This window comes from uncultured Tenacibaculum sp. (assembly GCF_947498805.1).
Lineage (GTDB): Bacteria > Bacteroidota > Bacteroidia > Flavobacteriales > Flavobacteriaceae > Polaribacter.
The window spans coordinates 44,313-65,374 of sequence record NZ_CANMLT010000012.1; the positions used below are offsets into that span (position 1 = coordinate 44,313).

The 21,062-nt window shown below is 32.4% G+C and carries 18 protein-coding genes; 6 read left to right on the plus strand and 12 right to left on the minus strand.

Annotation, left to right across the window (positions count from 1 at the left end; all coding sequences use genetic code 11):
• Positions 1-2,373, minus strand: a complete 2,373-nt coding sequence (locus Q0873_RS17930; protein ID WP_299110128.1) for a heavy metal translocating P-type ATPase metal-binding domain-containing protein — start codon at positions 2,371-2,373, stop codon at positions 1-3.
• A gap of 103 nt (positions 2,374-2,476) precedes the next feature.
• Here Q0873_RS17930 and Q0873_RS17935 point away from each other — a divergent pair, with 103 nt between their 5' ends.
• The gene (locus tag Q0873_RS17935) at positions 2,477-3,163 is read left to right on the plus strand and encodes a Crp/Fnr family transcriptional regulator (RefSeq protein ID WP_299110131.1); all 687 of its coding nucleotides are present in this window, start codon (positions 2,477-2,479) and stop codon (positions 3,161-3,163) included.
• Positions 3,164-3,212: 49 nt separating this feature from the next.
• Here the strand turns inward: Q0873_RS17935 and rpsU are convergent, their stop codons facing one another.
• Positions 3,213-3,401, minus strand: a complete 189-nt coding sequence (gene rpsU / locus Q0873_RS17940; protein WP_299110134.1) for a 30S ribosomal protein S21 — start codon at positions 3,399-3,401, stop codon at positions 3,213-3,215.
• A 505-nt stretch (positions 3,402-3,906) separates the two neighbouring features.
• A complete protein-coding gene (gene prfA / locus Q0873_RS17945) occupies positions 3,907-4,983 on the minus strand; it encodes a peptide chain release factor 1 (RefSeq protein ID WP_299110137.1) in 1,077 nt (358 codons plus the stop codon).
• A gap of 82 nt (positions 4,984-5,065) precedes the next feature.
• Here prfA and Q0873_RS17950 point away from each other — a divergent pair, with 82 nt between their 5' ends.
• The 4 genes from Q0873_RS17950 (at position 5,066) to Q0873_RS17965 (ending at position 7,930) form a co-directional block, all read left to right on the plus strand.
• Entirely contained in the window at positions 5,066-5,497 is a 432-nt protein-coding gene (locus Q0873_RS17950) for a DUF6265 family protein (protein WP_299110140.1), read from the plus strand.
• 90 nt (positions 5,498-5,587) lie between these two features.
• Positions 5,588-6,151, plus strand: coding sequence for a hypothetical protein (locus tag Q0873_RS17955; protein WP_299110142.1), 564 nt, complete (start codon positions 5,588-5,590; stop codon positions 6,149-6,151).
• A gap of 132 nt (positions 6,152-6,283) precedes the next feature.
• Positions 6,284-6,847 carry a YceI family protein gene (locus tag Q0873_RS17960; protein WP_299110144.1) on the plus strand — a complete coding sequence of 188 codons (564 nt, stop codon included), beginning with the start codon at positions 6,284-6,286 and terminating at the stop codon, positions 6,845-6,847.
• 3 nt (positions 6,848-6,850) lie between these two features.
• The gene (locus Q0873_RS17965) at positions 6,851-7,930 is read left to right on the plus strand and encodes a hypothetical protein (RefSeq protein ID WP_299110146.1); all 1,080 of its coding nucleotides are present in this window, start codon (positions 6,851-6,853) and stop codon (positions 7,928-7,930) included.
• A gap of 54 nt (positions 7,931-7,984) precedes the next feature.
• Here the strand turns inward: Q0873_RS17965 and Q0873_RS17970 are convergent, their stop codons facing one another.
• The 8 genes from Q0873_RS17970 to Q0873_RS18005 form a co-directional block, all read right to left on the minus strand.
• On the minus strand, positions 7,985-9,163 hold the full coding sequence (locus tag Q0873_RS17970) for an AIR synthase related protein (protein ID WP_299110166.1): 1,179 nt from the start codon (positions 9,161-9,163) through the stop codon (positions 7,985-7,987).
• A 109-nt stretch (positions 9,164-9,272) separates the two neighbouring features.
• Positions 9,273-10,784, minus strand: a complete 1,512-nt coding sequence (locus tag Q0873_RS17975; protein WP_299110148.1) for a carboxypeptidase regulatory-like domain-containing protein — start codon at positions 10,782-10,784, stop codon at positions 9,273-9,275.
• A gap of 11 nt (positions 10,785-10,795) precedes the next feature.
• Positions 10,796-12,142, minus strand: a complete 1,347-nt coding sequence (locus Q0873_RS17980) for a CsgG/HfaB family protein (RefSeq protein ID WP_299110150.1) — start codon at positions 12,140-12,142, stop codon at positions 10,796-10,798.
• 28 nt (positions 12,143-12,170) lie between these two features.
• Positions 12,171-12,584, minus strand: coding sequence for a curli assembly protein CsgF (locus tag Q0873_RS17985; RefSeq protein ID WP_299110152.1), 414 nt, complete (start codon positions 12,582-12,584; stop codon positions 12,171-12,173).
• Between the two features lie 3 nt (positions 12,585-12,587).
• Complete coding sequence (locus tag Q0873_RS17990; RefSeq protein WP_299110154.1) at positions 12,588-13,310, minus strand: CsgE family curli-type amyloid fiber assembly protein; 723 nt, start codon at positions 13,308-13,310, stop codon at positions 12,588-12,590.
• A gap of 15 nt (positions 13,311-13,325) precedes the next feature.
• On the minus strand, positions 13,326-13,769 hold the full coding sequence (locus Q0873_RS17995; protein WP_299110156.1) for a hypothetical protein: 444 nt from the start codon (positions 13,767-13,769) through the stop codon (positions 13,326-13,328).
• An 80-nt stretch (positions 13,770-13,849) separates the two neighbouring features.
• Complete coding sequence (locus Q0873_RS18000) at positions 13,850-15,565, minus strand: hypothetical protein (RefSeq protein ID WP_299110158.1); 1,716 nt, start codon at positions 15,563-15,565, stop codon at positions 13,850-13,852.
• Positions 15,566-15,951: 386 nt separating this feature from the next.
• Positions 15,952-18,138 (minus strand): glutamine synthetase III, encoded by a 2,187-nt coding sequence (locus Q0873_RS18005; protein ID WP_299110160.1) that lies wholly within the window; start codon positions 18,136-18,138, stop codon positions 15,952-15,954.
• A gap of 184 nt (positions 18,139-18,322) precedes the next feature.
• Here Q0873_RS18005 and Q0873_RS18010 point away from each other — a divergent pair, with 184 nt between their 5' ends.
• Positions 18,323-19,333, plus strand: coding sequence for a glutamine synthetase beta-grasp domain-containing protein (locus Q0873_RS18010; RefSeq protein WP_299110162.1), 1,011 nt, complete (start codon positions 18,323-18,325; stop codon positions 19,331-19,333).
• Positions 19,334-19,388: 55 nt separating this feature from the next.
• Here Q0873_RS18010 and Q0873_RS18015 read toward each other — a convergent pair whose 3' ends face one another.
• Positions 19,389-20,330 (minus strand): calcium/sodium antiporter, encoded by a 942-nt coding sequence (locus Q0873_RS18015; protein WP_299110164.1) that lies wholly within the window; start codon positions 20,328-20,330, stop codon positions 19,389-19,391.
• Positions 20,331-21,062: the final 732 nt, after the last annotated feature.

Consider the following 21,062-nt stretch of genomic DNA (forward strand, 5'->3'; position numbering starts at 1 on the left):
TTACTTTATTTTTCTTCCTAATAAATTTGTTGCTATTGTTGTAAAAACAACAATACTAATTGAACTTAAGGGCATTAAAATAGCTGCTATTACTGGTTTTAACTGTCCTGTAGTAGCAAAATATAACCCAATTACATTATACAATAAAGACAATATAAAACAATATTTAATGATTTGAATTGCTTTTTTAGAAGCCTTTACATAATTGGCAATTTGATTAAACTTTGAAGCATCTAAAATAGCATCACAGGCCGGTGAAAACACATTGATATTTTCTGAAATTGCAATTCCTACATCACTCTGTGCCAGAGCTCCTGCATCATTTAACCCATCTCCGATCATGGCCACGCGATTCCCTTTTTGTTGTATTTCTTCTATATAGGATAACTTATTCTCTGGCTTTTGATTAAACAGCAAGTTGGTTCCTTTTGGTAGTACTTTTTCTAAATAAACTTTCTCACCCTCATTATCTCCTGAAACAACTGCCATCTTATAATTCGTATTCAAATCGTAAAACAATGCTTTTACTCCTTTTCTATAGGCGTTTTTAAAAATGTACTTTCCTTTATATTCATCATCTATACTTATATGCACAGAAGTATCTAAATTGTTTTGCTCTTTGGTATTTTTTACAAACGTAGAAGACCCCAATTTTAATCTGGTTTCTTCACAAACCGCTTCTATTCCTTTTCCTGTATACTCTATAAACTCATCTATCTTACCCGTGTTTTCAGACAATGAATCATACAACATTCTACTTAAAGGGTGATTTGAACCTCTTAATGCACTTTTTAAAATTGATTTTTCCTTACCACTTAATTCAGTTCCTGTATACAATATTTCGTTTTCTTTGCTAGTGGTTAAGGTTCCGGTTTTATCAAAAATTATAGTATCTAAAGCAGCCAATTGCTCTATGACCGTTGCATTTTTTAAATAGAACTTCTTCTTTCCTAAAATACGTAGCATGTTTCCTAAGGTAAAAGGAGCTGCTAATGCTATTGCACACGGACAAGCAATAATTAATACTGCTGTAAAAACATTCAATGCCTTGCTTGAATCATAATACATCCAAAACGCTGTGGCTACCAATGCTATTAGTAAAATGACAATGGTAAAATGTTGACTTATTTTATCGGTAATTGTTTTAAATGATGAGTGCTTGTCTTTTTTAAATACATCGTTACTCCATAATTGCGTTAAGTAACTTTGTGAAACCGATGTGAGTACTTCCATTTCTAAAATTCCAGACAATTGTTTTCCTCCTGCAAATAGTTTATCTCCCGATTGTTTCGAAACGGGTACTGCTTCTCCAGTAACAAAACTGTAATCTATTTGAGCCTCTCCATTAATCAAGATACCATCTACAGGAATTAATTCTTGATTACGAATTAAGAGCCTGTCTCCTTTTTTTACATCATATATCTGGGTATTCTCTTCTTTTCCTTCAGTAGTAAGCTTGGTAACTGCTATTGGAAAATACGATTTATAATCGCGTTCAAAAGACAAGAAATTATAGGTTTTTTGCTGAAAGAACTTCCCTAATAATAAAAAGAACACCAATCCGGTTAAAGAATCAAAGAATCCAGTTCCTAAATCAAAAATTATTTCAACAGAGCTTCTTATAAACAATACTGTTATTCCTAAAGCAATAGGAACATCAATATTTAAAATTTTAGAGCGTAATCCTTTATAAGCAGAGATAAAATAATCTTGCGATGCATAAAATACAACTGGTAAAGAAAATACAAACATTAACCATCTAAAAACTCCTTTGTACTGTTCTAACCAATATTCTGATACTTCGAAATACTCTGGAAAGGATAAAAACATCACATTTCCAAAGGCAAATCCGGCTATTCCTAATTTATAAATTAAGCTTCGATCTACTTTCTTTTTCCCAACTTCATAATCTTCTAAAGAAATATAAGGTTCATACCCTATAGAACTCAATAACAATACAATTTCCTTTAAAGATGTTTCTTCTGAATTATAAGTAATTCGTACTGTTTTCTTCGGAAAATTAACTTGAGAAGCACTTACCTTCTCTTGTAGTTTGTGTAAGTTTTCTAATATCCAAATACACGAACTACAATGTATGTGCGGTATGTACAAGTTTACCACCTGAACATTACCATCGTTAAATTCTAATAGCTTTTCTACAATAGGTATATTATCTAGAAAATCATACTTTCCTTTTATTTCTTGTGGAATTGCCCCTGGGTTATTTTGAAAATCGTAATAACAAGTTAAATCGTTTTCAGAAAAAATCTCAAATACAGTTTTACATCCATTACAACAAAAAGATTTCTCTTCTATTTTAATGATTTCTGTATCGCATGGGTTACCACAATGAAAACATTTTGTGTTTTCCATATTTACTCATTTGCCTGGTACAAATATCCAATAAGAATGTAATTTAAAACATGATATTTGTCAGGTTTTGAGTATATTTGAAATACTCTTAAAAAGCATTACTATGAGCAAATGCGAACAGTGCATTATCCGACAATTTAATTCTCTAAAAGCTTTAACTAAAGATGAGTTAGTTAGAATTTCTGCTTGTAAAACTTCTAAAACCATAAAAAAAGGAGAAGTTTTATTTGAAGAGGGAGAACACATTAATGGTGTTTTTTGTATTAAAGATGGTGTATGCAAGGTATCTAAAATGAGTGAAAATGGTAGAGATCAAATTATTCATTTAATTAAAAAAGGAGACCTGTTAGGTGAGCGTAGTTTAATTAATGATGAAGCGTCTAATTTAAAAGCTGTTGCTGTAAATGATATGGAGGTTTGTTTTATCCCTAAGGAAGAAATCGTAAGAGACTTAGAGAAAAACCCTAATTTCACCATGGATATTCTTAAAAACATGGCCTCTTCTTTAAAAGAAGCTGATAATGTAATTGTTGACATGGCTCAAAAAACAGTTAAACAACGTTTGGCGGCTACTTTATTATATTTAAATGATAAGTTTCCTAAAAGAGAAAATGGTTCTATAGACGTTCATTTAACAAGAGAAGATGTTGCCAATATTATTGGTACTGCTACAGAAAGTGCCATTCGATTACTTGCCGAGTTTAAAAAGAAAGAATTTATTAAACTAAAAGGAAAAGAGATTTTTGTTATAGATACGACCAACCTTAAGCAGATTGCCCAAGGTTTATAATAGATAAGTTAAAATAAAAAAGAGTCACTATTAAGTAACTCTTTTTTTATTATTCTTGTTTAAAAAGCTGTTCTTTATAAGCAGCCTTCTTAACTTCTGCTCTTCTAGCTACTGATGGCTTTGTATATTGCTTTCGCTCTCTTAACTCTTGCAATATTTTTACGTTTCTGTACTTACGCTTATAACGCTTTAAGGCTCTATCTATGTTTTCACCTTCTTTTACAATAATCTTTAACATGGTTTATTCCGTTTTATTAATTAATACTAAGCCTAAATCTTATCATCTTTATAAATACCATTTATATGCCTTATAAATGAAAATAAGAAATACAACTCCTAAATACGTGAAGTCCTATGTTATAAAAAGAGTTCGTTTTTACAAACTAAAAAATTAGGTATTACAGAACTCAAAGAAAGTGAAATAAGTACCCCTTAAATAATTGTAGAATCCACCTTTATACAGAATAGAATATCAGTGCCGCGAATTTACCGCTTATTTAAAGAACCCACAAATTATTATAAGCTATTCTCTTAAACATATAAAACAATACTTACTAAATTCGAATTTTGATTTTAAATATTTTTTACCTATCTTTAAATCAAGAAGTTAGGTTGATATGATTAATTAATCATTGTTATTGATTAGTTTTATCCCCTAATTTATCACCGCACCCCTTGGGTGTGGTTTTTTTCTATTAACTAACTGTTTCATAAAAAAAAAGCGACCCTTCTGGGTCGCTTTTTTATATTGTTTCTCCTAATTCTTTTAATTTAGAAGTATTCTCTGCGAGCATTAACTCATCAATAATTTTTTGAATATCTCCGTTTACAATATTTTGTAAATCATATAGTGTTAATCCAATTCTATGATCAGTTACACGTCCTTGCGGATAGTTGTATGTTCTAATTTTTGCTGAACGGTCACCAGAAGTTACCATAGAACCACGTTTTGCAGCATCTTCTGCTTGTTTCTTAGCTAACTCTAAGTCATATAAACGTGAACGTAATACTCTAAATGCCTTTTCTTTATTTTTATGCTGAGATTTTTGATCCTGACATTGTGCTACTAAACCTGTTGGAATGTGCGTTAAACGTACTGCCGAATAAGTGGTATTTACCGACTGACCTCCAGGACCTGAAGAACAGAAATAATCAATACGAACATCTTTTGGATTAATTTCTACATCAAACTCTTCTGCCTCTGGAAATACCATACAAGTAGCCGCTGATGTATGTACACGTCCTTGTGTTTCCGTTTGAGGAACACGCTGTACACGGTGTACTCCTGCTTCAAACTTTAAAACTCCATAAACATCCTCACCAGAAACTTCAAATTGGATTTCTTTAAACCCTCCATTCGTTCCTTCAGAGTAATCTACTACAGATACCTTCCATCCTCTACCTTCACAGTATTTTGTGTACATTCTATATAAGTCTCCTGCAAAAATACTTGCCTCATCTCCTCCTGTACCAGCACGTAATTCAACTACTGCATTCTTACCATCTTCTGGATCTTTAGGAATTAATAAAAACTTCATTTCTTCCTCTAAAACCGGAATACGGTTTTTAGCTTCGTCCATTTCCATTTTTGCCATTTCCACCATTTCCGCATCACTTCCGTCGGCAATGATTTCTTTAGCTTCTTCTATATTATTCAATAAAGTTTCATACTCGTTAGCTTTCTTTACTACCTTTCCTAAATCTTTATATTCTTTATTCAATTGTACATAACGTTTTTGATCAGAGATAATATCTGGTTGGATAATCAAATCAGAAACCTCATCAAAACGTTGTTTTACTATCTGTAACTTGTCTAACATCTTACTCTTTTCTTGGAGTGCGAATTTACAATTTTTTATCGGATTTTAATTTGAGTATCTTTGAGAAAACTAACTTTTTGTTATGAAATATATAACACTTCTACTTACCTGCCTGTTTATAGTAAACTGTACACCTAAAACAAGTGTTAAAAAACCTACTTGGTTAATTGGAAAATGGGAACGTTTAAATAATGAACCTAACAAGATTACCTATGAGTTTTGGAATAAAGACTTATCTGGAATCGGGTTTACTTTAAAAGAAAAAGACACCACCTTTAAGGAAGTATTACATATTGTACATAAAAACGACTCATTATTCTTACAAGTTACCGGAGTTAATGAAACACCTACTTTATTTGCCTTTACACAACAAACAGATACTTCTTTTACTGCCAAAAATGATAAAAACGAATTTCCAACAATAATTAGGTATTGGAAAGCAAAAGACCAACTAAAAGCGAAGGTAGCAAACGACGAATTTTCTATTGATTTTACTTTTAAAAGGATTGACTAGTGAATTCAACTTCAAATTTAAAACAATGACAGTCAACTAATTACCATAATTTTTCATTATCTTAGATACTGAACAACAACAACTTAAGAGATGAAAAACTATATAACTTACTACTTCATTCTATTCTTAGTAGTTTTTTCAAGCTGTAGTAGTGATGACGAAGCTACTCCCGAGCAACCAGCTCAATTTCCTATGAAAGCTTTAATAGAAAGTGCTGTCTTAGACTTACAATCAACGATAAATAGTCCTAATACTTTTGAGGTTGGTTATCAATTTAAAACATTTAAAAACGGAAAAATTAAATCTGTAAGTATCAGGCTTCCTGCTAACGGCGATTTTCGTGTCTCTGTATGGAACTTTGATACGCAAGAAATACTCCTTACACAACAAGTTACTTCAAGTAATGGATTAATTTCTACGGAAACCATTACTCCTATTAACATAACATCGAGCGTGAACTATTTTGTTTCTGTAAATACAAGTGACTATTATGTATTCAATAAAGGAGGAGCTGTCATATTCCCATCTGACATAGGTGACGTTTTAGTTAAAGGATATGGAAGTTATTTAGGTACTTCTCAAATGCTTCCTAGTACATTCTCTACAACTTCTTATCTAGGTATGGTAGATATTGAGTTCGTACCAGATAATTAAACAAGACATTTTAGAAGTGTAAAAGTGCTTTTTCTAATAAAATTTTACATCCATTCACACTTCTTTTGCATTCATTTGACACTTTCAAATGTTAACTAAAATAGTTTTACTCTGAATTTAAAACTAAATCTCATGAGAAAAATTATTATTGCATTTGTTTGTGTTTTTTGTCTGGCGACAAAAAATTATTCCCAAGAAAAACTACATATAAATACTGCCAAAAGTACTATTAAATGGATTGGGGCATATACTTTTTATTTTGGTGGACATGATGGATTTATCAATTTTAAAAATGGCCATTTTATTAAAACTGACAATATGATTACTGGAGGAGAATTTATTATTGATATGAATTCAATAACCAATACTGATATTAAAGAACAAGAGGGAAAAGACAATCTAATTAATCATTTAAAAGACCCGGACTTTTTTGATGTAGAAAAATTCCCACTAGCTAAACTTGTAATCACAAAGGTTGAATATTCCGATGATACCCATGCTAGACTTGAAGCAGATCTTACTATGAAAGGAATTACAAAATCTATTAACTTTAGAGCCGAATTTAATTATGAACTAAAAGAAATGACCACACGATTTAAAATCGATAGAAGAGCATGGGAGGTGAACTATACAAGTAAATTTAAAGATGGTGCTATCTCTGACGGAATTGGTTTTGAAGTATCTGTAAAATTATAAATCATGAAAAAAGTATTTTTAACTTTTATTCTCATATTTCCTTTATTCTTAGGATTCTCACAAGAGAAGGAAGATATATCCATATTTAAAAACACTAAAAACTGGAAACAAGAAATTATTAAATTTCCTGTTAAATGGGCACCTAAACTAAAGCTAAAAGGTTTTGAGGAACTTTTGTTCACTCCTCATTGGTCAGATTCAAAACACAATGAATTTTGGTCTTTAATTATGGGATGGAAAATAGAGACATCGGCTCCTCTAAAACTAAAAGAAATAGAAAGTGGATTTAAGAGTTATTTCGATGGATTAATGATTCCCAATCATTGGGCTACAAAATTTCCAGCTCCTAAAGTGAATCTAAAAAAAGGAGATAACGGCTTCATTGGAACCATGGTTCTTTTTGATGGCTTTCATACGGGAAAATTAATTAACATAAATATTCAGGGAGAGCAACAATTTTCTAAACAGCATAAAAAATCTATTGTTACGTTTCGTTTATCTCCAAAAGACTTTCATCATGAAGTTTGGAAGAATCTTAACGAAATTCAACTAAAGGAAAGCAACAATAGTATTATTCAATTAGACGCTTCATGGGGAAAAGAAATTTTTTCATTCCCAATCAGTTTTGCTAAAAATATTGATTACAAAGGAATTGCCGAAGTACGGTTTCCTCCAAAAGGTTGGAGAAATCCAGAACATGAAAACTTTTGGTCTTATACCTATGCTTGGGATATTGAACTGGATAGAAAAATTACAGTTAAAGAATTGACTTCCGACTTAGAAAAATATTTTGATGGTTTAAATGGAGTTGGAAGAGATAAAGCAATGGACCAACACAAAACCGTTGCTACCATAACCAAAATTAAAAGCACAAAGTCAATCAATTTCTTTATAGGAACTGTCAAAACATATGATCGCTTTGCCACACACAAACCTATAACACTTAATGTATTTATTGAAAGTATTACTTGTGATAAACAGCAGAAAACGGTTTTATTTTTTAAACTTTCTCCGAAACCTTTTGAACACAAAACATGGAAAACACTGGGTGAAATTCATCTAACTTCACCTATTTGTAAATAACTAAAAAGCCTCAGGAATCCTGAGGCTTTTTTTTATATCTAATGAATGTTTAATTTAGTATTCAAACGTTCCGTATTCACTTTTAATAGTAAGCTTTTTAGTTTCAGAAGCTGCTACTTTACCTATAATCTGTGCATTTACATTATACGACTTAGAAATTGCAATAATATCTTCTGCCACTTCAGAAGAAACATATAATTCCATTCGATGACCACAATTAAATACTTGATACATTTCTTTCCAATCTGTTTTAGATTGCTCTTGTATTAATTTAAATAATGGTGGAACTGGAAACATATTATCTTTTACAATATGTAAGTTATCTACAAAATGTAAAATTTTCGTTTGAGCACCTCCACTACAATGTACCATTCCATGTACATTATCTGAGTTGTATTTTGACAAAATCTCTTTAATAATTGGAGCATAAGTTCTTGTTGGTGAAAGCACTAATTTTCCTGCGTCAATTGGAGCATCTTCAACAGCATCTGTTAATTTAACACCTCCTGAATATACCAAATCAGAAGGAACAGCAGCATCAAAACTTTCTGGGTATTTTTCTGCCAAATATTTATGAAAAACATCATGACGTGCAGAAGTTAATCCATTAGACCCCATACCTCCATTATATTCTTTTTCATATGAAGCTTGCCCAAAAGATTCTAAACCTACAATAACATCTCCTTCTTGAATATTAGCATTATCAATAACATCTGCTCTTTTCATACGAGCTGTTACGGTTGAATCTACAATAATCGTACGAACTAAATCTCCTACATCAGCCGTTTCTCCTCCAGTAGAATGAATAGTTACTCCAAAGCTTTTCAATTCAGAAATTAACTCTTCAGTTCCATTAATAATTGCTGAAATAACTTCACCTGGAATCAAGTTTTTATTTCTTCCTATGGTAGACGATAACATGATGTTATCTGTAGCTCCTACACATAACAAATCGTCTATATTCATAATTAATGCATCTTGTGCAATCCCTTTCCAAACAGAAACATCTCCTGTTTCTTTCCAGTACATATAAGCTAACGAACTTTTCGTTCCAGCCCCATCGGCATGCATTATTAAACAATATTCCTCGTCATTAGTTAAATAATCAGGAACGATTTTACAAAAAGCTTTAGGAAACAATCCTTTATCAATGTTCTTAATAGCATTATGAACATCTTCTTTTGATGCAGAAACACCACGTTGTGCGTAGCGTTTAGAAATTTCTTGACTCATTTGTTGTGTTGTTGTTGAGTGCAAATTTAGTTTTTCTAATGTTGTAACCATAAAAAAACCGAATGATTTTTAAATTCACCCGGTTTCTTACAAAAATTCAAGTTTCACATTATTCCCAATCTGGCATTGTAGCGTTTTCAAACAAAACAACTCGTAAAATATTACCAGTTAAATTCGTTTTAACCACATTCTTTTGAGAGATCCCATCATTGGATGTATTCACAAAAATCACCTCTGCTTCATTTGGTGAGAATCGAGCATCCAAATCATTGGTTCCTCCTCCTTTTTGAGCTCCAGACACATCTGTATTACTCATCGATGTAAAGTCATATATAAATACTCTTGTATCTAACTGTCTATAATTTGTTGACTGGAAATTTGAGACATCTCTGGTATACAACAATCGATTACCCGATGCTGATAAGTTTAAACCTCCTAATGCTCCAACTGCTCCAGTAATTACTGTTTGTAGTACATTTCCGTTAATATCTATGGTAAAAATTGATCCATTGTATCCGCTTGCATTGTTTGTTTTTAATGCTATTTTAGTCCCATCTTCACTCAAATCACATTCAGAAATCAAGCTTCCATCGGTAGTTTCATAAATCATTTGTAATCCACTACCATCTTTATTAATCATATATAATTTCCCAAAATTTGGATAGATTAACTTGTTTCCATCTGGTGACCATGAAAAGTCTATTTCATTTAAATTAAAACCTTTTACCGGAACGGAAGAAGTTACCTTTTTAACATCATTGCCATTTACCTTCATCGTGTAAATATGTGCTTCATTGTTATCTGTTCTTAAAAAAGCTATTAAATTAGAGGTATTACTCTTACGAGGTCTCCACGAATTCATATTTTCTGAAGTTAATTTTATTTGATTTTCTGCACTACCATTTTGTTGATTAAAACTTCCAGAATAGATGACACTATTACCATTTTCATTTTTAACATAGAAAAAACGATTTCCAGGATCTTCTTTTACTGTAAAAGAAAAAACAGAACTAGATACTGAGTCATTTATTCCATCGGAAGCTATCACCTGCCAAAAATATTTTACTCCAAATTTTAAATCGGTTAATTCTAACATCGCTTCCTTAATATCCTCATACTTCTTTATTTCACTATCTACATCATTTCTTAACTCTACAACAAAAGTTAGCGCATCTTGATCGGGATCTGTTGACTCCCACGTTAAATTTATCGCATTTGTTAAATCTGTAGCTCCATCGGTTGGTGTCAATAAACTTGGTGTACTAGGAGGCTGATTTAACGCCGTAGAAATTTCCATTTCCAACACCACATTCACCACATTTTCTTTATTTACTGTAGCTCCTTCAAACTTATCTAAATATCCATCTTTTTTGGCTTGAACAGAATAATCTTGTGCTTCAATGCCTTTAAACGAAAAATTACCTTCTGCATCTGTAAATGTGGTATTATTTGATGGTGATAAAGTGATTTTCACATTCTCTAAAGGTTCAAAATCTGATTTTTTTACCACTTTCCCTGTCAAGTCTCCATACTGAACCAATCCTATTGAACTATCTTCTCCACACTGAATAAACAATGCAAAAATTAATAATAGTCCTATTTTTTGTAACTGTCTTTTCATACTATTTAATTTTATAGATAGATATTAAAACCAAACCCAAAACGCCAAACCATATCATTTTTCTCTCCTACCGACTGCCTATCGAGATCATCTCTTGTTAGCATATTCCCTTCTCCATTTAAATAAATACCGAATTTATTGGTGATCAAATACTCGACACCAACTCCTCCTTGAATCTTAAAAAATGTTTGGCTTAAATTTTTCCTAGAAATAGAACCTATTCCTGTATATATATAAGGTGTCAAACGCTCTCTTGGAAGTACTACATACTCAAAGTTTAACCCAGATGTTATAAAGGCTTCATGGAAACTCCCTTTGTTATTGAGTTCAAATCTTCCTATGGTTCCCCAAAAATTAAACCTTCTATTATCAAAAGTATATTTGGCTTTTAAATTGAATCCAAACTGATACGTTGCATTTGCATAATCTCCTTGGATTCTTGAAACTCCCATATCTGCCCCAGCAGCCAATCTTCCTCTTCTCTCTTCTTGTTTTCTATTATGTAGCAAGGTATTCTTAGCTTCAAATTTCTCCTTACTAACTTGTTCTTTAAATAAATTCCTAACCGACTTATCTCCATTCACATTCCATAAACCATCGGCTACACCTTCAATAATAAGTTGTTCAACCGCTTTGTCTATTGCCGATTTTACCGCTAGTTGCGTAGGTTCGGTTTTTGTAACTCCTGTTTCAACTTCTAACAATCTTCTCAAGGAAACAAATCTGTACAAATTCGCTGAAATTCCTTGTGATAAAATGGTTTTTGAAACATATACGTTTTTAAGAATTTCTCCATTAGATGTTGATACCGCTCTTAAATACACGGTAATCCTATCTTCTCTATATTGATTTGAACCTCCTACTCCAAAATATCGAAGACCAGAGCCTCCTGTAATTATATTTGAATCGTAAGAAACAACTCCTCCTTCTAAAATGATACCCGCAAACAATAGCGGTGGCATTTTTTTAGACTTGTTTCCTTCGTATTCTTGACGAGTAGATCTAATAATTTGTCTTTCGTTAAGTAGGTTTGCTATATTCTCTCTCTCAATGGGTTTGAACCATTTAGTTTCTTCTAATGACTTTAACAAAATAGCCGTTCCTCCTTGGGTTACTGCAGTGCTAAATGTAGATCCATTTTCCGCGGGTTTATATTGCCCCGTTTGATCTCTAAACTTATACACACCTACAATAATCTTATCTTTTGGAGTAAATTCTTTTACTAAATTGTTAAATGAAGAAGTGCTTTCACCGATCCGTGCCTTAGTTTGATTAAAAGGTTGATTGAAATAAGCTCCACAACCCGTTAACATGAGCAATACAAAACTAAAACATGCTAATAATAGTGTTTTTCTCATAGAGGTTAATTTTAGTTGGTTTACGTTATTAATTTCTAGGAATCACAATTTGAGTTTGCTCTCCTGTTTCTGTATTTAGAATTTTCACTAACAGTCCTCCTCTAGTAGGAGTAATTTCTATTGCTAATGTTCCGAACACATAAGTTCCTACTGTTAATTCTTCATCTCCAAACTGCTCTTGAAAAAGGTTGTTTGAAAGAGAATTTAACAATTGTCTATTTAAGCTTTCAGTAAAATTATCTAAATCAGATTGTTGGTCTAATCCATCATTCGTTTCTTGAAAATCATTTTGCGCATTTGCAGATGCCAACAACTGTTGATATGCAAATGGATTGTTTCCTCCAAAAAACGGACTTATAGGTCTATAGGTTAATGTTTGTGACATTAAAGACACACTAAAAAACAACAATGGTATTAGCAAAAAGTATATTTTTTTCCCCATATCTTATATTTTTTGATTCTTTAAAACTCTTCGTTGTCTTGCGTAAATTCTCAATCTATTCATTGATACATTTACTACTTCTCTTAGAAAGTCTTCACTTGGATTCGATCTAAATTCGAAAATCATATTATCTTCTACTTCAACACTAATATTGGTTGTTCTCGTTAATCCAGGTCTTTCTTTTATTTTTATGATGAAAGGATATTTTATTCCTGATAGTAAATACGATTGATAAAAAAAATCATAAAAGTCCTTTCCTATTTTCGTTATTGCCTCATCTATTACTAAGCCTTTAATTATAAAGCTGGCTTCATCTATTTTAGTAGTCTTTTTCTTTACTTTTTTCACTCCTCCTAATGAAAAAGTATCTCTTGAAATAAGCTTCTCTTTATGCTTTACAAACAAGTAAGCTTTCAATTCTTCTCCTTTATTCATATTCAGCCTTATCAAGGCTAATTCTTTCTTTTCATTGGGTTTTACTGAAAATTCTCCCGACTGTTTATTGTTTGAATAATTTCCATTAACATCTTTCTTTAAAGCCACCAAATTGTAACTTAATTCATCTACAAATAAAACCCCATCATTTACTACCTCTGCTTTTAAATTTATAAAATTGTCGCTCTTAACAACTTGTATTTTCCCTGAGATATTGGCACCTTCCTGCGCACAAACCATTGTAGAAATACAAAGCAGTAAAACGAAATATCTTTTATTTAAAAACATCATTTTTAGCATACTTTTTTAAAAGTTTCTAATGATTATTGATTTATAATCTGACTTTTGATAAATCTTAATTTTATCTGTAAAAGAGTTGGTGCCATATATATGTAATGAATTAGCGGTACCTTCTTGTAAAACATTCATATTAGACTCTCTAGAGTTGTAATAATCAATAAAATTGTAATAATTTTTAGCTCCAGTTTGTCTTACTGTTTGAAAGTCATTTACTCCTGCTTTTATATTTAAAAGATTTCCTTCTCCAATTTGTGAAATCACAAACTGACGATTATCTAAGCTTCTTCCTAAACTTAATCCATTCGTACTATTGTTATTATGAGTTAATGACTCTAAACTTATCTGCTGTACAAACAATACTTCTCTATCTCTTTCTTTATCGGAAGTCTCTTGACTTAGCAACGTTCCGCTACTAAAGAAGAGTATCCCAAAAATTATTAGAAACCTCATATCTTTTATCTTTAGATTATTAAGAGAGGAGCTTGATTATTCAAGCTCTCTCTCTAAAATTGTTTAGTTAGTTATAAATTTTATAATCCTCCTCCTGATACTGGAGTTCCTGTTTGTTGAACACAAGCAGAATTACCTCTACCAGTTTGAGTAATACAACTTGAATTACTATAACCAGGTAATGAAGTTTGAACTACAGAAGCACTATTGAAAGATCCACTTTGAAGTATATCAGACTCATTAAATCCTCCACGAGCATTTTGGTCTACACAAGCTCTATTTCCGTATCCATCTTGATTTATTTCAGAAGTATTATCACCTCCTCTAGATGCACTTTGTAAAGTTGATGCGAAATTTCTTGTACCATCTTGCTCAATATCTGAATCATTATCTCCTCCTGAAGAAGCAGTTTGTTCTACTACAGCTCTATTTAATCTTCCATCTTGATCGATATCAGAATCATTATCACCATAGCTATAAGCAGTTTGCTTAACAGATGCATAGTTTGCTAATCCTTCTTGATCGATATCTGAATCATTATCAGCTGAACGACCTCTTGCATATTGATTTACTACCGCACTATTTCTATGTCCGTCTTGGTCAATATCTGAATCGTTATCTCCATAATAAGATGCTCTTTGCTTTACAGATGCATAGTTTCCATATCTTGAAGATTCTTGGTCAATATCTGAATCATTATCACCTCTTGTTGAAGCTCTTTGATCAGCAACCGCTCTGTTTCTCCATCCTTCTTGATCAATATCAGAATCATTATCTCCTCCCGATGAAGCTACTTGTCTTGCAGATGCACGGTTTAAAGTACCATCTTGATCGATATCTGAATCATTATCTCCAAAATATCCTGTTTGCTCTACAGCCGCTTTGTTATATCTCCCATCTTGATCAATATCTGAATCGTTGTCAGCAAAACGTCCTCTAGACGATTGTTTTACAGACGCTCTATTTCTATATCCATCTTGATCGATATCTGAATCGTTATCTCCTCCATAAGAAGCTACTTGATCTACACAAGCTAAATTTGCTCTACCATCTTGCTCGATATCTGAATCATTTTCTCCTCCAGATGAACTCTCTTGATTCGTATGTGCCATATTATAGCTACCGTCTTGATCTACAACCGAATTGTTATCACTACCATTTTGAACTTGCTCAGACATATTTCTATATCCATCTTGAGTAGCACTTGCATAAGAACCTGCTACTCCATCAGCTCCAGAACTTTGGTATTGTCTAGCGTAGTTTTCTTCTCCATCTTGAGTTACATGTGCCTCATTATTGTCATAATACTGCTCTTGTAACGATGTATTTTTCTTTCCGCTTTGACGTGCTGTTGCGATATTATTTTCAGCATACCCTACACCAACTTTTTGTTCAGCATAGTTCATTTCACCTAATTGAACAACTGTTCCGCTGTTCTTATCACCATTTTGGTCAATATAGGTTTCATTTTTAGTTCCTCTTTGGTATACTTCAACATCGTTGTCGTAACCTCCAGTAAAAGATTGGTTTTTACCATCTTGATCAACAGTAGACTTGTTCCCTAATCCTATTTGTAAGACACTAGCACTGTTATCCATTCCTGTTTGTGTTAGTTTATTGGTATTGACGTCGGCACCCCTTTCTTCTGGTCCCTTTTTCTCGATTTCACAATCTAAACAATCAACAGGTTGAGCTGTCATAGCTCTTTTTGCTTTTTTAGCTTTAGCTGGCTGTCCTTGTCCATAAGCCATAGCTCCTACTAATAAAAAAGCTAATACAATAATTAATTTTTTCATGATTAATAATTTTAAAATACAATAGTTAAAACAAAGCATGTCCTATGGTTAACATATCAACGTATGCTACCGACAGCTTTAAATAATTATAAGGGTATTTAAAATTACAGGGAAAATGTAAAAGTAGTTTTGGGAGAGTTTGGCTTCTTTCACATTTCAACAACCTTAGGGCAGGTTGTAAGATTCACTTGTTTAAACGTTTAAGCATTGCTAATTTACAAAATTTATTATCTAATTCTTAAAAAAACGCATTCAACTCATCGAATTTTTACCTTAACAATTAGAAACACTGAGGTTTAGCCTTGTCTTAAAAAACAAAAAACAGGAAAATCCCCCTTTTTAAAAAAAAGAATTTCCCCGTTCAAAAACAGCTTTTTCTACAAAAATCACCTAGTAAATAGTAGTTCTCTATATTTTGCTAATGGCCATAAATTATCATCTACCATTAACTCTAATTTATCACAATGATATCGTACCTCTTCAAAATATGGTTTTACCTTATTACAATAATGAACAGCCTTTTTCTCAGATTTTTTCAATGTATTTCCTTTTTTTCTTTCTTCAATCATTAGGCTCACCAAATGATTAATTTTCTCTATATGTTCAGAAATAGACTCTATAATTACCATCTGTTCTTTGGCAATCGTCTTAAAAGTACTTCCATAAATTTCTTTTAAGCCTTTTACATTGTCTACCAAAATATTCTGATACTTTATCGCCGTTGGCACCACATGGTTTCTAGCAACATCTGCCAAGACTCTAGATTCTATTTGTAAGCGTAAAGTATATTCTTCTATTTCTATTTCATAACGAGCCTTGCATTCTACCTCATTCATTATATTCATTTCTTCATATAATGCAATAGTAGATTTAGATATTTTGGCTTGTAATGCTTCTGGTGTTGTTTTATGATTACTTAGTTTTCTCTTTTTTGCTTCTGCCTCCCATTCCTTACCATAACCATTTCCTTCAAAGCGAATTCTTTTAGATGCTTTAATATATTCTCTCAATACATTAAAAATAGCATCATCCTTTTTTACAGAATGTTTATCAATATACGCATCAACTTCAGTTTTAAACTGGGTTAATTGTTTTGCTACAATAGTATTCAATACCGTCATAGCATTTGCACAGTTGGCGGTTGAACCTACTGCTCTAAACTCAAACTTATTTCCTGTAAAGGCAAAAGGAGAAGTTCTATTTCTATCGGTGTTATCTAATAAGATCTCCGGAATCTTCCCAACTACGTTTAACTTTAAATCAGTCATTTCTTTTGGAGAAATTTTTCCTTTCGTTACATTTTCCAGTTCATCTAGTACTGATGATAATTGAGAACCTATAAAAACTGAAATAATAGCCGGAGGTGCTTCATTAGCTCCTAAACGATGGTCGTTACTTGCACTTGCTATAGATGCTCTTAATAACTCTTCGTAATCATTTACCGCTTTTATAGTATTGATAAAGAAGGTTAAAAACTCTAAGTTTCTCATCGGGGTCTTTCCCGGACTTAATAAGTTTACACCTGTATTGGTTGCTAACGACCAGTTGTTATGTTTTCCAGATCCATTAACTCCTGCAAATGGTTTTTCATGAAACAATACCTTAAATGAGTGTCTTTCGGCTACCTTTTTCATCACATCCATTAATAAGGAGTTGTGATCTACGGCTAAATTTGCTTCTTCAAAAATAGGTGCTAATTCAAATTGATTTGGAGCTACCTCGTTATGACGTGTTTTTACAGGAATACCTAACAGTAAACTTTCCTGCTCTAAATCACGCATAAAATTAAGTACTCGAGTTGGTATGGTTCCAAAATAATGATCATCCAACTGTTGTCCTTTTGCAGAAGAATGTCCTAACAAAGTTCTTCCTGTTAAACTAATATCAGGTCTCGATTTCGCCAATGCCGTATCTATCAAAAAATATTCTTGCTCCCAACCTAAGGTAGCATTTACCTTGTGTACATTTTTATCAAAATACTTAGCAACGGCGGTAGCTGCTTTATCTACTTCGTGTAAAGCTCTTAATAGAGGTGTTTTATAATCTAACGCCTCTCCTGTATACGCTACAAATACTGTTGGAATACATAAAGTAGTACCATATACAAAAGCTGGTGAAGTTGGATCCCATGCTGTATACCCACGTGCTTCAAAAGTATTTCGAATTCCTCCATGCGGAAAACTTGAGGCATCTGGTTCTTGTTGTACCAATTGTCCACCGTCAAAACGTTCCATTGCTCCTCCTCCCTCAATTGGTTCAAAAAAGGCATCGTGTTTTTCGGCAGTTGCCCCTGTTAAAGGTTGAAACCAGTGTGTATAATGTGTGACTCCTTTAGACAAGGCCCACTCTTTCATACTCAAAGCAATCTGATCTGCAATACCTCTATCAATCTTAGCTCCTACTTCTATAGCATTTTGTACCGCATTATATGCCTCTTTTGTCATATGTCTACGCATTGCTTGTTCATTAAATACATTCTGCGCAAATAATTCTGACCTTCTTGCTTTTTCTTCAACCTGTATTGGTTTTCTATGCAAGGTTTGCTCTAAGGCTCTAAATCGGATAGTAGACATTTTATGTTTTTTACCATTAAACTACATCAAAAGTATTAAAAATAATTTTAACCCTATTTTTTTAGGGGTTAAAATTAAATTAAGGTTAACAAACTTAAAAATACCCCTAAAAATTTTAGGGTATAAAAAAAATAACACATATTTGTACCGTAATTAATTCAAAAACAATAACAATACAAAAATCATGACTAGATCTAAATTAGAATATATTTGGTTAGATGGATATTATCCAACACAAAACATGCGTAGTAAAACTAAGGTTGTTGCAGATTTTAGCGGAAAATTAGAAGACTGTCCTATTTGGTCTTTCGACGGTTCATCAACAAGACAGGCTGAAGGAGGAGACTCTGATTGTTTATTAAAGCCTGTAGCTATTTATCCTGACCCAGCTCGTGAGAACGGATTTTTAGTAATGACAGAAGTTTTAAACGCTGATGGAACTCCACACGTATCAAACGGACGTGCGAATATTGATGATGATGACAATGATTTTTGGTTTGGTTTTGAACAAGAGTATTTCATTATGGATTCTCACACACAATTACCTTTAGGATTCCCTATCGGTGGTTATCCTGGACCACAAGGTATGTATTACTGTTCTGTAGGTGGTAAAAATACACACGGACGTGATTTCGTTGAAGAGCATGCAGATTTATGTATCGCTGCTGGTTTAACGTTTGAAGGAATCAACCAAGAGGTTGCTTCTGGACAATGGGAATTCCAATTATTTGCTAAAGGAGCTAAAAAAGCTGGAGACGAAATTTGGGTTGCTAGATACTTATTAGACAGATTAACTGAAAAATACGGGTACTATATCGAATACCACCCTAAACCAGTAAAAGGAGATTGGAATGGTTCTGGTATGCACGCTAACTTCTCGAATACTTTATTAAGAACATGTGGTAGTCAAGAAACCTATGAAAAAGTATGTGAAGCTTTCAGACCTGTAACTAAAGAACACATTGCAATATATGGTGAATACAACGACCAACGTTTAACTGGATTACACGAAACAGCTTCTATCAACGATTTTAGCTATGGTGTATCTGACCGTGGAGCTTCTATTAGAATTCCAATTATTACTGTTGAGCAAGGTTGGAAAGGTTGGTTAGAAGACAGAAGACCTGCTTCTAATGCTGACCCATACAAAGTAGCTGGAAGAATTATCGACACTGTAAAAAGCGCAAAAATCTAATGATAATTTAGTTTTTGAATTCATAAAAAATCCCGCCAATGGCGGGATTTTTATTTTATGTTAATGTTTGATATATAAAAAAGACATAGGCTCCTAATAATAGTATTCCATCTCTCCATCCCAATCGCAAACCTTTTGGTATAAATACTAAAGGTAGCACTGCAAATGAGATTGCCAACATCCAATAAATATCGTTATTAATTAAGCTCAAGGCATCTGGTTTCACCTCAACAGGAGTAATCATAGCAGTAATACCTAACACTGCTAAAATATTAAATACATTAGATCCTATTAAGTTTCCTAATGAAATTGCTTTTTCTTTCTTTAAAACAGCAATGATAGAAGCTGCTAATTCTGGCACACTCGTTCCAACAGAAACCACCGTAACACCAATAACCGCATCACTCACTCCCATATTCTTTGCTAAACTTACAGAACCATCTATTAATAATTCTGATCCAGCCCATAATCCAAAACCTCCTACTGCTAAAAATAGCACCACTTTATACAAAGGTAACTCCTCGTCATCTTCTGGCATTTCATCGACCACTGCTTGTTTTTGAAAACGTAATAAGTACACTAAAAAAACAATTAACATTCCAAACAAAATCATTCCTTCATACGACTGAATTGTATGATCGTTTACAATAAAGACGTACAATAAGATCGAAGCAATCATCATTACAGGCCAATCTGTTTTATAAAAACTTTTTTCTACATCAATAGAAGATAGAATCACAGTAATCCCTAACACCAAACCTATATTAGCAATATTAGAACCGATTACGTTTCCTACTGCTAATCCTGTTGCGCCATCTAAAGCAGATTTTATACTTACTATTAATTCCGGCGCTGAAGTAGCAAAAGAAACTACCGTCATACCAATTACTACTTTAGGTATGTTTAGTCTTAAAGATAATCCTACTGCTGCTTTTAACAACCAATTTCCTCCTAACACCAACAATATTAATCCGCCGATTATGTATAAAATACTCATGTACGTTTTTTTTTGCGAAGATACTCTTTTTGTTGAATCCCTTTTTCAAATAAAAAAGACTAAAAAATTACTTCCAAATAAACAATGATTTTTATCAGTTCTCAACAGAAGCAAAAAATGGAAATGCCCATTTGAGGGGTACATAGAGATACTTTTTCCTTTGCTTTTTCAAAAGCTTTAAAAAAAGCCCTTTATTTGATTACACTATAAAACAACAATTTAAATTTAAACTTACATATATCAACAACTTTAAAGAAAATATAGTTACACATTAAAACTTAACTTATTTTTTTGACTTCATATTTAAATCCAAATAAATTAATTCTTTCAAAAGCATTTGGTACAAACATTTGCAACCTCATATATTCGAAAAACAATTAAGAAATCAAACTATTTTAACTAATTAAAAACACATATTAACTAATGATCAATATTATTTTAAAACTAACCATCCTTGCCGTAGAAATTGCTTGCAATCTTATTAATTTTCTTTTTTAATATTTAAAATAACTTAACCAAACACTAGAGAAATATTGCTCTGAAAAGAAAGCACGTATTAAGGGGAAATTTGCAACAAGTATATACTTGAAAAATAGAAAAAAACAGAAGAAAAAAAATTATATACACTATGATAAAGAACTGCTTATGAAAAAGTAAAATTGCTATGAAAAAGAACCGCTTATGAGAAAGTAAAATTGCCATGAAAAAGAACCGCTTATGAAAAAGTAAAAA

Excerpts from the sequence above, each read along its gene's own strand:
- Q0873_RS17930 (WP_299110128.1), bottom strand. The coding sequence starts at position 2,373 with ATGGAAAACACAAAATGTTTTCATTGTGGTAACCCATGCGATACAGAA.
- Q0873_RS17935 (WP_299110131.1), top strand. The coding sequence starts at position 2,477 with ATGAGCAAATGCGAACAGTGCATTATCCGACAATTTAATTCTCTAAAA.
- rpsU (WP_299110134.1), bottom strand. The coding sequence starts at position 3,401 with ATGTTAAAGATTATTGTAAAAGAAGGTGAAAACATAGATAGAGCCTTA.
- prfA (WP_299110137.1), bottom strand. The coding sequence starts at position 4,983 with ATGTTAGACAAGTTACAGATAGTAAAACAACGTTTTGATGAGGTTTCT.
- Q0873_RS17950 (WP_299110140.1), top strand. The coding sequence starts at position 5,066 with ATGAAATATATAACACTTCTACTTACCTGCCTGTTTATAGTAAACTGT.
- Q0873_RS17955 (WP_299110142.1), top strand. The coding sequence starts at position 5,588 with ATGAAAAACTATATAACTTACTACTTCATTCTATTCTTAGTAGTTTTT.
- Q0873_RS17960 (WP_299110144.1), top strand. The coding sequence starts at position 6,284 with ATGAGAAAAATTATTATTGCATTTGTTTGTGTTTTTTGTCTGGCGACA.
- Q0873_RS17965 (WP_299110146.1), top strand. The coding sequence starts at position 6,851 with ATGAAAAAAGTATTTTTAACTTTTATTCTCATATTTCCTTTATTCTTA.
- Q0873_RS17970 (WP_299110166.1), bottom strand. The coding sequence starts at position 9,163 with ATGAGTCAAGAAATTTCTAAACGCTACGCACAACGTGGTGTTTCTGCA.
- Q0873_RS17975 (WP_299110148.1), bottom strand. The coding sequence starts at position 10,784 with ATGAAAAGACAGTTACAAAAAATAGGACTATTATTAATTTTTGCATTG.
- Q0873_RS17980 (WP_299110150.1), bottom strand. The coding sequence starts at position 12,142 with ATGAGAAAAACACTATTATTAGCATGTTTTAGTTTTGTATTGCTCATG.
- Q0873_RS17985 (WP_299110152.1), bottom strand. The coding sequence starts at position 12,584 with ATGGGGAAAAAAATATACTTTTTGCTAATACCATTGTTGTTTTTTAGT.
- Q0873_RS17990 (WP_299110154.1), bottom strand. The coding sequence starts at position 13,310 with ATGATGTTTTTAAATAAAAGATATTTCGTTTTACTGCTTTGTATTTCT.
- Q0873_RS17995 (WP_299110156.1), bottom strand. The coding sequence starts at position 13,769 with ATGAGGTTTCTAATAATTTTTGGGATACTCTTCTTTAGTAGCGGAACG.
- Q0873_RS18000 (WP_299110158.1), bottom strand. The coding sequence starts at position 15,565 with ATGAAAAAATTAATTATTGTATTAGCTTTTTTATTAGTAGGAGCTATG.
- Q0873_RS18005 (WP_299110160.1), bottom strand. The coding sequence starts at position 18,138 with ATGTCTACTATCCGATTTAGAGCCTTAGAGCAAACCTTGCATAGAAAA.
- Q0873_RS18010 (WP_299110162.1), top strand. The coding sequence starts at position 18,323 with ATGACTAGATCTAAATTAGAATATATTTGGTTAGATGGATATTATCCA.
- Q0873_RS18015 (WP_299110164.1), bottom strand. The coding sequence starts at position 20,330 with ATGAGTATTTTATACATAATCGGCGGATTAATATTGTTGGTGTTAGGA.